8 protein-coding genes and 1 riboswitch are annotated in these 12,683 nt (G+C 71.5%); of the genes, 5 read left to right on the forward strand and 3 right to left on the reverse strand.

What is annotated here, in order from left to right; all coding sequences use genetic code 11:
- Nucleotides 1-121: 121 nt before the first annotated feature.
- Together ACWDCZ_RS02515 and ACWDCZ_RS02520 are read right to left on the reverse strand one after the other, a co-directional pair.
- Nucleotides 122-1,117 carry a ribonucleotide-diphosphate reductase subunit beta gene (locus ACWDCZ_RS02515; protein WP_049652375.1) on the reverse strand — a complete coding sequence of 332 codons (996 nt, stop codon included), beginning with the start codon at nt 1,115-1,117 and terminating at the stop codon, nt 122-124.
- Nucleotides 1,118-1,137: 20 nt separating this feature from the next.
- A complete protein-coding gene (locus ACWDCZ_RS02520) occupies nt 1,138-3,549 on the reverse strand; it encodes a ribonucleoside-diphosphate reductase subunit alpha (protein ID WP_049652373.1) in 2,412 nt (803 codons plus the stop codon).
- A gap of 193 nt (nt 3,550-3,742) precedes the next feature.
- A riboswitch (cobalamin riboswitch) is annotated at nt 3,743-3,869 on the reverse strand.
- A gap of 473 nt (nt 3,870-4,342) precedes the next feature.
- Here ACWDCZ_RS02520 and ACWDCZ_RS02525 point away from each other — a divergent pair.
- The 5 genes from ACWDCZ_RS02525 (at nt 4,343) to ACWDCZ_RS02545 (ending at nt 10,425) form a co-directional block, all read left to right on the forward strand.
- On the forward strand, nt 4,343-5,182 hold the full coding sequence (locus tag ACWDCZ_RS02525) for a hypothetical protein (protein ID WP_449815042.1): 840 nt from the start codon (nt 4,343-4,345) through the stop codon (nt 5,180-5,182).
- Nucleotides 5,183-5,322: 140 nt separating this feature from the next.
- Nucleotides 5,323-6,777 carry a glycoside hydrolase family 26 protein gene (locus ACWDCZ_RS02530; RefSeq protein ID WP_380778812.1) on the forward strand — a complete coding sequence of 485 codons (1,455 nt, stop codon included), beginning with the start codon at nt 5,323-5,325 and terminating at the stop codon, nt 6,775-6,777.
- Between the two features lie 169 nt (nt 6,778-6,946).
- Entirely contained in the window at nt 6,947-7,681 is a 735-nt protein-coding gene (locus tag ACWDCZ_RS02535; RefSeq protein ID WP_449815043.1) for a hypothetical protein, read from the forward strand.
- 80 nt (nt 7,682-7,761) lie between these two features.
- Nucleotides 7,762-9,213 (forward strand): glycosyltransferase family 2 protein, encoded by a 1,452-nt coding sequence (locus tag ACWDCZ_RS02540; protein ID WP_449815044.1) that lies wholly within the window; start codon nt 7,762-7,764, stop codon nt 9,211-9,213.
- 15 nt (nt 9,214-9,228) lie between these two features.
- Entirely contained in the window at nt 9,229-10,425 is a 1,197-nt protein-coding gene (locus ACWDCZ_RS02545; protein ID WP_449815045.1) for a glycoside hydrolase family 113, read from the forward strand.
- 27 nt (nt 10,426-10,452) lie between these two features.
- Here ACWDCZ_RS02545 and ACWDCZ_RS02550 read toward each other — a convergent pair whose 3' ends face one another.
- Nucleotides 10,453-12,597, reverse strand: coding sequence for an acyltransferase family protein (locus ACWDCZ_RS02550; protein WP_449815046.1), 2,145 nt, complete (start codon nt 12,595-12,597; stop codon nt 10,453-10,455).
- Nucleotides 12,598-12,683: the final 86 nt, after the last annotated feature.

A 12,683-nucleotide genomic window follows, 5' to 3' on the forward strand; every position in this document is an offset into this window, starting at 1 on the left:
CTTTGGCGGGGTCGCCCTCCCTCTCGGGGGACATGTGGGGGTTTTTCCCCCCCGGCTCAACCTCCCGCGGTCCCCCGCACGGCTCGGCCGTGCGGGGCACCTCTGGTGTTGCGTGTGCTTCCTAGAAGTCGTCGTCGAAGGCGACGGAGCCCTCGACGGCGACCTGGTACGCCGAGACGCGGCGCTCGAAGAAGTTGGTCAGCTCCTGGACGTTCTGGAGCTCCATGAAGCCGAACGGGTTCGTCGACCCGTAGCGGATCGGCAGGCCCAGGCGGGCCAGTCGCTGATCGGCCACGGCCTCCAGGTACTCGCGCATGGAGGCGGTGTTCATGCCGGGCAGGCCGTCACCGCACAGGTCCTGGGCGAACTGGAGCTCGGCCTCGACGGCCTCCTCCAGCATCTCCGTGACCTGCTTGGCCATCTCGTCGTCGAAGAGGTCGGGCTCCTCCTCGCGGACGGTGTCGACCACCGACATCGCGAAGTCCATGTGCATGGACTCGTCGCGGAACACCCAGTTGGTGCCCGTGGCCAGGCCGTGCAGCAGGCCGCGCGAACGGAACCAGTACACGTAGGCGAAGGCGCCGTAGAAGAACAGGCCCTCCACACAAGCCGCGAAGCAGATCAGGTTCAGGAGGAACGCGCGGCGGTCCTCCTTGGTCTGCAGCGAGTCGATGTGGTCGACCGCGTTCATGTACTTGAAGCAGAACTGCGCCTTCTGGCGGATGGAGGGGATGTTCTCCACCGCGGCGAAGGCCGCGTTGCGGTCCTCCGGGTCGGGCAGGTAGGTGTCCAGCAGCGTCAGGTAGAACTGGACGTGCACGGCCTCTTCGAACAGCTGCCGCGAGAGGTACAGGCGCGCCTCGGGCGAGTTGATGTGCTTGTAGAGGCTCAGCACCACGTTGTTGGAGACGATCGAGTCGCCCGTCGCGAAGAACGCGACCAGCCGGCCGATGAGGTGGCGCTCGCCCTCGCTGAGCTTCGCCAGGTCGGCGACGTCGGAGTGCAGGTCCACCTCCTCGACGGTCCAGGTGTTCTTGATCGCGTCCCGGTACCGGTCGTAGAACGACGGGTAGCGCATCGGGCGCAGGGTCAGCTCGAAGCCGGGGTCGAGCAGCATCTTGCGGTCTTCGGGGGTGGTCACTGGCAGGCCTCGCAGGACTCGGGGTTCTCCAGGGAGCAGGCGATGGCGGCTTCCTGCTCCGGGGTGAGGGAGGGGGTGTTCACGGGCACCGGCGCCGGCGCGGCGGCACGGGCGGTGCCGGACGCGGCCTGGGCGATGCGGGTGGCCGGGCGCGAACGCAGGTAGTAGGTGGTCTTCAGACCGACCTTCCACGCGTAGGCGTACATCGAGCTGAGCTTGCCGATGGTCGGCGCCGCCATGAACAGGTTCAGGGACTGGCTCTGGTCCAGGTACGGCATGCGGGCCGCGGCCAGGTCGATCAGCGCGCGCTGCGGCAGCTCCCAGGCCGTCCGGTACAGCGAACGGACCCCGGCGGGCAGCCAGTTCAGGTCCTGGACGGAGCCGTTGGCGTCGCGCAGGGCGTCGCGGGTCTGCTGGTCCCAGACGCCGAGCTCCTTGAGCTCGCGCACCAGGTACGGGTTGACCTGGAGGAACTCGCCGGACAGCGTCTCGCGCTTGAACAGGTTGGACACCTGCGGCTCGATGCACTCGTACACGCCGGCGATGGACGCGATGGTCGCGGTCGGCGCGATGGCCAGCAGCAGCGAGTTGCGCAGGCCGGTCTCGGCGATCCGGGCGCGCAGCGCCGTCCAGCGGTCGGCCCACTGCGGGGCGGCCGTCGGGAAGTGGTCGATGTGCAGCTCGCCGCGGGCGGCGCGGGTCTCGCCGTACGCCTCGTGGCGGCCGAGCTGCTCGGCCAGGTCGGCGGAGCGCTCGTACGCGGTGAGCATGATGCGCTCGGCGATCAGCGTGGACAGGCGGGCGGCCTCGGCGGAGTCGAAGTCGATCCGCAGCTTGAAGAAGACGTCCTGGAGGCCCATCACGCCGAGGCCGACCGGCCGCCAGCGGGAGTTGGAGGTGCCGGCCTCGGTGGTCGGGTAGAAGTTGATGTCCACCACGCGGTCGAGGAACGTCACGGCCGTGCGGACGGTGGCGTCGAGGCGCTCCCAGTCCATGGCGCCGAGCAGGTCGTCGACCGTGGCACCGGGGGCCACGTGGGCGCCGAGGTTGACCGAGCCGAGGTTGCAGACGGCGGTCTCGGAGTCGTCCGTGACCTCCAGGATCTCCGTGCACAGGTTGGAGGAGTGCACGGTGCGGCCCGGCAGGGCGGTCTGGTTGGCGGCGCGGTTGGAGGCGTCCTTGAAGGTCATCCAGCCGTTGCCGGTCTGCGCCAGGGTGCGCATCATGCGGGCGTACAGGGTCTGCGCCGGGATGGTGCGGACGGCTTTGCCGGCCAGCTCGGCCTTGCGGTAGGCCTCGTCGAAGTCGGCGCCCCACAGGTCGACCAGCTCCGGCACGTCGGCCGGGGAGAACAGCGACCAGTCCTGGTTGGCGTTGACCCGGCGCATGAACTCGTCCGGGATCCAGTGCGCCAGGTTGAGGTTGTGGGTGCGGCGGGCCTCTTCGCCGGTGTTGTCGCGGAGCTCCAGGAACTCCTCGATGTCGGCGTGCCAGGTCTCCAGGTAGACACAGGCCGCGCCCTTGCGGCGGCCGCCCTGGTTGACGGCGGCGACCGAGGAGTCGAGGGTGCGCAGGAACGGCACGATGCCGTTGGACTTGCCGTTGGTGCCGCGGATCAGGCTGCCGCGCGAGCGGATGCGCGAGTAGGACAGGCCGATGCCGCCGGCGTGCTTGGACAGGCGGGCGATCTGCGCGTAGCGGTTGTAGATCGAGTCCAGGTTGTCCAGCGGCGAGTCGAGCAGGTAGCAGCTCGACATCTGCGGGTGCCGGGTGCCGGAGTTGAACAGCGTCGGCGAGGAGGTCAGGTACTCCAGGCGGCTCATCAGGCCGTACAGCTCGGCCACCTCGCGCACCGACTGCTCGGAGTCGCCGACCGCCAGGCCGCAGGCGACACGGAGCAGGAAGTGCTGCGGGGTCTCGATCACCTTGCGGGTGATCGGGTGGCGCAGCAGGTAGCGGGACTGCACGGTGCGCAGGCCGAAGTACTCGAAGCGGTCGTCGCCGGCGGTGTCGATCAGCGCGTCCAGGGCGGCGGCGTGCTTGGCGACGAAGTCCGCGGTGGTGTCGCCGATCAGGCCCTCGGTGTGGCCGACGGCGATCGAGGCGGAGAAGGACACCGAGCCCTGGCTGTTCGCCTCGTCGACGATCTCCAGCGCGAGCAGGCGGGCGGCCAGCTTCGAGTACTGGGGGTCCTCGGCGATCATCGACGCGGCGGCGTCCACGGCCAGCCCGCGCAGCTCGGCGAAGTCCGAGCCGGCGTGGCGGCCGCGCAGCGCGGCGGCGGCGACATGGCCGGGGTCGACCTCGGTGAGGTCGGTGCTGCGGTCGGTGAGCAGCCGCAGCAGCGCGCCCCCGGGGTCGGAGACCGTCGGGTCGGTGAAGGCGGTACCGGAGCCCTGGGCGGGCAGGGTGGCTGAGGCAGCGGTGGTCAAGGCGCTCTCTCCTGGCGGCGATCGGCGGCGGTGCTCGGGGGGCCACCGGGCCGATCTGGGCAGGGGAGCACGGCGCGAACGCAAAAAAGCGTCGCGCGAGGTGACTCCCCGGCCCGCCCGCGAGGCCCGGAGGGGTACTGCTGGTGCCGGCGCGGCCTCTGCGGGAGGGCCGTGGCGCACGCCGTCGGCAGGTACTCGGACTCGCGGGGTGCGGCTGCTGGAGCCGCCCGCTCACCGCTGCGGGGCAGTCCCGGATTCGCACCGGGTTCCCCTGCATCGACAGCAGAAGCGAGCATACATGTAGTGGTGTCTCACTGAAGCGACCCCAGATGTAGTACGGCGCCGCGTGTCGGGACGATGACCGGCAGTACCAGGAACGTGGTGCGCGATGGCCCTCGGTAGCCCCGGAACCGGGCCGGGGGCGTCCTGGTTTCGATACGGAATGGTCACCGGGAGGACCGGCGCTCACGAGGATGCCCTACGATCTGGGCGCATGAGCGACGGAACTGGCGTACCTGGGCAGGGGCCGCAGGGAACGCCTCCCGCCGGGCCGGGGGGCGCACAGAGTCAGCAGCCGGTGGTACCTGGTCCGGTACCGCCGCCGAGCGGGGGTTTCGGGCCGCCGCCCGCCTCGTACGGGCCGGTGGTGCCGTCGGTGCAGCCGGTCGCGCAGCCCATCCCGCCGGTGCCGCACCCGGTCGCGCCTCCGCCGCAGCCGGCTCCGCCGGTGGGGCAGCCGCACCCGCAGCCGGTCGGGCAGCCCCAGCCCGTGGCGCAGCCGCAGCCGCAGTGGCACCTCCAGCAGCAGCCCCAGCAGCCGGTCCCGCAGCAGCGGGCCGAGCCGGACTGGGACGCGCTGGCGGACCGCAACGAGGTCGAGGGCAAACGCCGTCGCCGGATGAAGGTCGTCGGTGTGGTGGCCGCGGTCGCCGTGGTGGGCGGCCTGGTCGCGGGCGGCGTGGTGCTGCTCCAGGGCAAGAAGGACGACGGTTCCCCGACCGTCGCGAAATCCACCCAGCCGACCGTCCCCCCGAGCACGTCCGGTACGCCGGACGACCCGTCGAAGCCGATCTGGGAGGCTGCCACCGACCCGGCGCCGCAGGACGCGGGAGCGCTGTTCTCCGCGCTCCAGGTGACGATCAACGGCGCCACCTGGAACCGCACCGTCGTGTCGCTGGACTCGCCCTGTTGGGACGGGAACTCCACGACCGGCGGGCTGGGCAAGGTGCTCGGCGACCAGGGGTGCCAGCAGGTGCTCCGGGCGACGTACGTCTCCGGGGACAGCGCGGTCACCGTCGGGGTGGCGGTCTTCGAGCACAAGCTCCAGGCCGAGACCGCGCTGAAGAACTTCGCCGGTCAGCTCAAGGGCGCGCCCGCCCCCGGTTCGCCGGCGTTCTGTGCCGGTCCGGGTTGTACCGGCACCCACAACAGCCTGGGCCGGTACGGCTACTTCACGGTCGAGGGCTCGGCGAAGGGCGGCAACGCTCCGGACGCCACGGCGACCGCCGCGGCCGCCGGGTTCACCGAGCACGTGAAGGGGCAGTTGCTCAAGCGCGCCAAGGCCGCGTCCTCGGCCGCGCCCGGCGTTCAGGGCACCCCGGCGGGCTGACCCGCCGTGACACCCCGGCCCCGGCGGTTCGTTCGCCGGGGCCGGGGGAGTGTGGCAGGCTCTCGGAACAGTCATTTCGCATGTGTGTTCCGGTTGCGTCCGTGGGGGGCGGCGCCGGCGAGCAACCGGAGGAGCGGTCCGTGGCCCTGCCCAGAGCCCTGCGCGGCAAGCCGGCCGTCCTGGCCGCGGCCGGGATCGTCATCGCCGCGGGAGCGGTCGCCCTGCTGGACCACGACGGCAGGGCGGAGGGCGAACAGCCCCCGAGGGTCCCGGTGTCGGTCGGCCTCCCCGGGCGTACCCTGCCGCCGGAGGTGGGCCGGGACCTGCTCGCCCGGGACCCGCAGGCCTCGCCGAACGCCCGCGCCGTCCAGCAGTTCCTCGCCGACCTGGAGGCCCAGGCCCGTACCGGGCAGAGCGGCGGCACGGTGATCGGCCAGCACGTCGAGGCGCACAACGAGCGCAACAACCCCGAGTACGGGGACTACCGGGGCACCAAACAGGTCGGCTACTACTACAAGAAGGCCGCCGACATCACCGGCAAGCTGCCCGGCTTCGTGGAGACCGACCTCGGTCCCGGCTACGGCCAGAACGGCTGGGGCGTCGGCAATCCGCGCTCCTACTCGGCCGGCCGCTGGCCCACGTGCCGGGCCGGCTGGCAGTACACCGACGACGCCGTCGACCTGCTCTCCGCCGTCTGGAACGGCCACCCGCGCGCGGAGGACGGCGGCTACGGCGCGGCGGGCGTGCAGCAGAACTGTGACGGCAGCAGCACCGAACTTCCCGACAACGGCGGCGGCCCGGCCGGGATCGTCGGCATGTCCTTCCACCAGCCCTACCCCGGTTCGGACGTCAAGTCCTTCGACCGGGTGCTCTGTTCGAACTCGCCGGCGGCCAAGGACCCCGACTGGTTCGGCCGGGTCGTGGACGGCGCGCACGACACCCCCGAGTACCGCGCGCTGATCACCGACCTGTCCTATCTGGCCGACCACCTGGAGTACCTGGCCTCCCGGGACGTGCCGGTGCTGCTGCGTCCGTACCACGAGATGAACGTGCTGGACTGCTCCCGCCGGTTCTGGTGGGCGGGCCAGAAACCGGCCGACTACCAGGCGCTGTGGAGGATCACCTACAAGTACCTGGTGGAGACCAGGGGGTTGCACAACCTGCTGTTCGTCTGGACCCCGGTGTCCTGGGACGGTGCCCCGGGCGTGGACCCCTGGGACTACTACCCGGGCACCCAGTTCGTCGACGTGGTCGGGGTGGACGACTACAGCGGCAGCCCGGCGCACCCGATCGGCACCGGTGAGGTGTGGACCAAGCGGTACTACGACGGGCTCTCCGCCTACGGCAAGCCGCGGATGCTGGCCGAGTCCTTCGCCGTCCCGGTCAACTCCCGTCAGCCGGAGACCCTGCGGCGCACACCCTGGACGATCTGGACGGTGTGGGGGCAGTCGCTCACCGCGAACAACCTGACCCCGGACCAGCCGCGCAACTCGGCCGCGGACGTCACCGCCACGTACCGCAGTCCGCTGGCGCTCACCGGCGGTTCCGGCCCGTTCGGCGCGAACGTCGACTGGGGCGGCCTGCACGTGCGCTGAGCCGACGGCACGTTCGCACGGTGCTCGGCGCTGTGAGGTCCGCCGCACCGCGGGGATCCGCTGAACGGGTGGAATTCCGGCTCCGTTGCGCCGTGTGGCATCCTGTGGCGGCGAAGCCGAGGGCGGGGCGAACGGCCGGGACGGGCCCGGAGGGGGCGGGGGATACGGGATGACACGTACGGGTCCGATGCGCGCGGCCGGCGCGGTGGCCGTCTGCTGGGGCGTGGTGCTGCTCGGCTGGGCCGGGTACAACTGCTTCGGCCAGGTCGGTGTCGCCACCTACCTCAAGGGCGTCTTCTACTACGGCGGTTCCTCGGTGGCCGCCGAGACCGGGAGCCTCAACTACGGCCTGCTCTACCTGGTCTCGGGCGTCCTCCTGATCCGCGGGCGCGACTGGGCGCTCGGGGTGGCGGCCGGCGTCGCACTGGTCGAGGGGTACAACCGGGTGCGCAGCCTGACCGGCGCGCTCCTGGACGAGCCGCAGCAGAAGTGGTTCACCGGCACCACCGAGGGCTGGCTCAAGCTCGCCACCTTCGGGCTCGGGGTGGTCGTCACCGCGGCGCTGATCGTGCTGCTGGCCCGGTCGGTCTGGCGGGAGCAGCCGCGAGCGGCGGTGGCCCCCGCGCCGCAGCCGTTCCAGCCCCAGCCGTATCCCGCCGCCTGGGGGCAGCCCCAGCCCCAGCCGTATTCGCAGCCGCAGCCGCAGCCGGCCTGGCCGCAGACCCTGCCCGGACAGCCCCAGCAGCAGCCCCAGCCCGGTTGGGGGCAGCCCGTGCCGTACCCGCAGCAGCAGCCGGTCCAGCCGTGGCCCGCCGCCTCGTCGCAGCCCGGCGCGCCGGCCCCCGGCCCGGTGCGGCCCGGTCCCGTCGTACCGCCGCCTGCGGACCGTCCGCCCCAGGGCTGACCGTCCGGGGCCGACCGCCCGCGAACGATCCGTGCCCCGCCGGGGGCTGAGACGACACCAGACGAGGAACTTCTTTCGCCATGTCATCGACAACCGCCGAGCGGGCGGTGCTGACCACGTCCCGCGAGGCCGCCCGGCTCGCCGAGCGACAGATGTCGTGGAAGCCCCGGGTGACCCCGTTCTACATCTCCTTCGCGATCATCTTCGCGTTCTCGGTGTGGGCGTACGTGCCCAATCCCACTCCGCTCGGCTGGGCCATCACCATCCTGTGGGGCATGCCGGTCTTCGGTGTGCTGATCGGTTTCCAGGGCGTGCTGATGGTCCGTCGCCGGCTGCGCAAGGTCAGCCGGATGACCCCGGCCGCGCCCGTCGAGGACGACTTCCTGATCGTGCTGGTGCCGACGATCGGCCGCCACGACACCTACCCGGCGCTGGAACGCTCGGTGCTCTCGTACGTCGAGCACCTTCCGCCGTACTTCCCGTGGATGCGGGTGGACATCCTCACCGAGGAGGGCTGCGCCGCCGCGGAGAAGATCGACGAGCTCGCCCAGCGCCACCAGCTGATCCGCGTGGTGACCGTACCGAAGGCGTACGAGACGCCCAACGGGACCAAGTTCAAGGCCCGCGCCAACCACTACTCGCACGAGCTGCGGATCGAGGAGGGCGAGGCGGAGGACGACGTCTGGGTGCTGCACATGGACGACGACACCGGCGTCGGCCCGGACACCGCCGCCGCCGTCGCCCAGTTCGTCAACCGGCAGCGCCGGGCCGGGGACGACGCCAAGCACATGGCGCAGGGCATCCTGACGTACCCGCGCGAGAACGCCGTCTCCACCTTCACCTGGCTCGCCGACGCGATCCGCCCGGCCGACGACATCGCCCGCTTCCGGGCGATGACCGGCACCGGTACCCCGATCGCGGGCGTGCACGGAGAGCTGCTGATCGTGCGCTCCTCGGTGGAGGCCACCATCGGCTGGGACTTCGGGCCGAAGACGATCGTCGAGGACGCCCAGATGGCGCTCAACTTCTGCCAGCGCTACCCCGGCCGCAGCGACTGGTTCAACGGCCGCTGCTACGGTGCCTCGCCGGCCGGCGTCAAGGACTTCCTCAAGCAGCGCGAGCGCTGGGCCTGGGGCCTGGTCGCGCTCTGCTTCAACAAGACGATCCCGCTGCGGTACCGGTTGTTCATCGGGATGGGCATGGTCAGCTGGGTGCTCGGCCCGCTGCAGCACGTCGGCCTGGTGCTGCTGGTGGCGTGGTTCACCGGCACCTGGAACACCTCGCCGGTCACCCAGTCCGTGGTGCTGGTCTGGTCGATCAACTTCGCCTACGTCATCTGGACGTACTGGGAGGGCCTGCGGCTGAACGTGGTGGCCTCGGCCAACCACCGGCGCAAGTGGTGGGAGCCGATCGTGGTGGTGGCGGCCATCCCGCTGTTCTCCTTCCTGGAGGGCTGGGGCGGGCTGAGGGGACTGATCAAGTTCCTGAAGCGCGAGGAGAACAAGTTCGTCGTCATCGCCAAGCCGGCGTGATCGGAGGCCACAACCGTGAAGCGCCCTGTCATCTTCATCCTCCCGACCGTGGTGGTCGCCCTCACCGTCGGCATCCCGATGGTCTGGGGGGACCACCCGCTCAAGTTCGACCACCAGCGTCCCACCACGGTGCACTGGGCCGGCGCGCCGACCGAGCAGGGCCGGGTCTGGGGCTTCGGCAAGGACGCGCCTCCGGTGGAGGACACCGGCCCCAAGGTGGCCCGCCCGTGGACCAAGGGCAGTCCCGAGTGGGGCGTGCAGGTGTACTGGCTGGACGACCCGGCGGACCCGGACAACTTCGTCCAGGGCAAGGTCGACCGCATCGTCAAGTACGTGGTCGGGCTGAACGCCAACTCCCTGTCGGTGACGTTCCCGTACTACACGACGGGACCCAGGTCGAACGCTGTCGCCGCCCGTCCGACCACCCCGTCCCCGGAGCGGCTGGCTCTGCTGCTGGACGCCGCCCACCGGGCCGGTCTGCGCACCACCGTGCGGCCGATCATGGACGAGGAGGTGTTCAACTACGCCACCACCGGCGTGTGGCGCGGCAACATCGCGCCCGGCGACAAGGACGCCTGGTTCGCCAGCTACGCCGCGTTCCTGACGCCCTACCTGAAGACCGCCCAGGAGCACTCGGCGGCCGAGTTCACCGTCGGGACCGAGTTCAACTCGCTGGAGAGCGACCAGCACTGGACGGGGCTGATCGAGCAGGCCCGGAAGACCTTCCGGGGCCAGATCGTGTACGACGCCAACTGGGACAACTGGTCCAAGGGGGCGCTCCCGCTGCCGACCGACGGGACCGGCGTGGACGCCTACTTCCCCGCCAAGTCGGCGGGCGACGACGCCCCGGTGGCCGACCTGGTGGCCAGCTGGCACAGCTGGCTCGACAAGCGGGGCGCGGGGCCGCAGCCGGCCACCAAGCTCACCGAGGTGGGCATCCCGGCGCAGAAGGGCGCCTACAAGACGCCCGGCGACTTCTACACCAAGCGCGAGCTGAACGAGGCCGTCCAGGCCGCCTGGTTCACCGCGGTCTGCCAGGTGGCGCAGGAGCGCAAGCTGGGCGGGGTGTACTTCTGGTCGCTCTACTTCGGCATCGACCCCACCCTGCCGACCGACCAGGACACCCCGCGGATGGACTTCGCCGGGCGTCCCGCCTCCGAGCAGGCGATCCGTACCTGCTTCGCGCAGTCCTACGAACTGCCGCCCTCCTGAGGCCCGGCCGTCCCGCGGCCCCCGCCGCTAGGTCCCCTCGCCCTGGGGGCCGGTGGTCTTGGGGGCCGGGGGCCGGGTGGACTTCGTCGGGCTATGGCCGGTCGTCGGCTTGCCGGTCGAGGTCGGCGTCGGGGTGGGGGTCGGTGTGGGAGTCGGCGTCGGTGTCGGTGTGGGCGTCGGGACGGGAGTCGAGGTGGGCGCCGCGGCCGGGTGGCCGGGTGCCGCGTCCGCCAGCGCGCCCGCGATCTCCTTCTCCAGCCACGGGGTGACGAACCGCATGCCGGCCGGGGTGAGGTGCACCCCGTCGTTGGCCGGGGAGACCAGGTGGCCCTGCTCGTCCTTCCAGGCGCAGGTCTCGTACGGGCAGTAGAAGGTGTTGAGGTCGAGCAGTCGGACGGCGCCGCCGGAGGCCTTCACGAAGTCGCCGACCTGCTGGTTGTAGCAGGTGCCCCAGGTCTTGTTGATGGCGCCGTTCTCGACCCGCTCGTTCATCAGCAGCACCCGGGCGTCCTGCGCGCGACGGCGGATCTGGTCCACGGCCTGGGCGAGCCGGGTGCCGTAGATGGTCCGGTAGTCCTCGTCGCAGGGGTTGAGCCAGCTGCCGTCGACGTACTGCTCGGCGGCGTCCCAGCCGAGGTGGACCACGACGGCCTGCGGCGCGCCGTCGAGCTGCCGGTCCCAGGCGGCGGCCCGGTCGCGGCACTCCTGGCTGGTCTCGAACTCCTCCTGGGAGGTGGTGCGCACCTTCTCCGGGCCGAACACCCCGCAGCCGCTGATCCCGCCGTCGACGACGCGGTAGCGGTCGCCGTGCCGGTACAGGCCGGTGGAGAGGTCCTGGGAGAAGGAGTCGCCGAGGAGCAGGACCAGCGGTTTGCCGCTCGGCCCGGTCCTCATGTCGTGGGTGATCCAGGCGGGCAGGTACCAGGCGCCGGTGGTGGCCACGGCGGCGGTGACGGCCACGAGCGGGACGGCCGGGAAGGCCCGCCAGCGCAGCACCCGCAGCTTCTCGGTGCCGGTGTGCAGCAGCCAGGCCAGGACCCAGGAGACCGGTGCGCCGATGAGCAGCAGCCGCTTCGGCGAGATGTCGTCGAGGTAGTGCTGGAGCAGCCAGTACACCGGCAGGTGGAGCAGGTAGAGGCTGTAGGAGATGGTGCCGGTGAGCCGCAGCGGGGGCAGCGACATCAGCCACACCAGCGGTCCCCGCTCCTGGCAGAGCGAGACGGTGAGGACGGCGGCGAGGGCCGCGACGACGGCCAGCCCGCCCCGGTAGAGCCACGGTTCGTGGTAGCTGCCGACGGAGAGGCTGGCCCAGACCAGGCCGCCGAGGGCCGCGGTGCCGGCCAGGGTGGGCAGGACCGGCCCGGCCGGCACGCGCGAACGGGAGCGCGATCCGTCGGTGCCGTCGGAGGAGCCGGCGCGGACCTTGTGGCGCTGCCACAGGTAGACCCCGAAGGCGGCGGTGGCGCCGGCCGCGAAGCCGACCGCACGGGTCTCGGTGCCGAGGTAGAGACGGTCGCTGTTGTGGCCGTTCCACAACAGCGGGGCGACCAGCGCGGCGGCGACGAACAGTCCGGCGGTGACGAAGCCGGCGGCGCGGACGGAGCGGCGGCAGACGCCGTAGACCACGAGCAGCAGCAGCGGCCAGAGGGCGTAGAACTGCTCGGTGATGCTGAGCGACCACATGGCCGCGAGCGGGTCGATCGACTCGAAGTGCTGCCAGTAGGCGTCACCGCGCGACAGTTGGGCCCAGTTGGCGACCTGGGCGAGCGCGGCCAGTGCCTGCGGTCGGAGGTCCCTGACGTCCCGTAGCGGACTGACCAGGGCGGACAGCCCCACCACCAGGATGATGGTGGCGAACAGGCCGGGCAGCAGCCGCTTGGCCCGGCGGCGGTAGAAGACGCCGAGCCGGATGCCGTCGGTGCGGTCCAGCTCGCGGACCAGCACCAGGGTGACCAGGAAGCCGGAGAGGACGAAGAAGACGTCCACCCCGAACAGCCCGTTCTGGAACCAGTTGGTGTGGTAGAGCAGCACCGAGGCGATGGCCAGGCCGCGCAGGCCGTCGACCGCCTTGAAGCGGACGGAGGGCGGCAGCGGACCGCGGGGTTCCGGCGTCGGTGCGGGGACCGCGTAGCGGCTGCCGGTGGGGGCTTCGACGCCCCTGCTCCTGCGCATGTCCTGGAGCGTGGGCCCGCTCGTGGGCGCGCCGAGACCGGGCCCGTCGTCCATGTGGTCTGTTCCCCCGGGGTCGATCGACTGTC

This window comes from Kitasatospora sp. NPDC001225, assembly GCF_053597855.1.

Coding starts and splice junctions, on each gene's coding strand:
- ACWDCZ_RS02515 (WP_049652375.1), bottom strand. CDS start 1,117: ATGCTGCTCGACCCCGGCTTCGAGCTGACCCTGCGCCCGATGCGCTAC.
- ACWDCZ_RS02535 (WP_449815043.1), top strand. CDS start 6,947: ATGACACGTACGGGTCCGATGCGCGCGGCCGGCGCGGTGGCCGTCTGC.
- ACWDCZ_RS02540 (WP_449815044.1), top strand. CDS start 7,762: ATGTCATCGACAACCGCCGAGCGGGCGGTGCTGACCACGTCCCGCGAG.
- ACWDCZ_RS02550 (WP_449815046.1), bottom strand. CDS start 12,597: ATGCGCAGGAGCAGGGGCGTCGAAGCCCCCACCGGCAGCCGCTACGCG.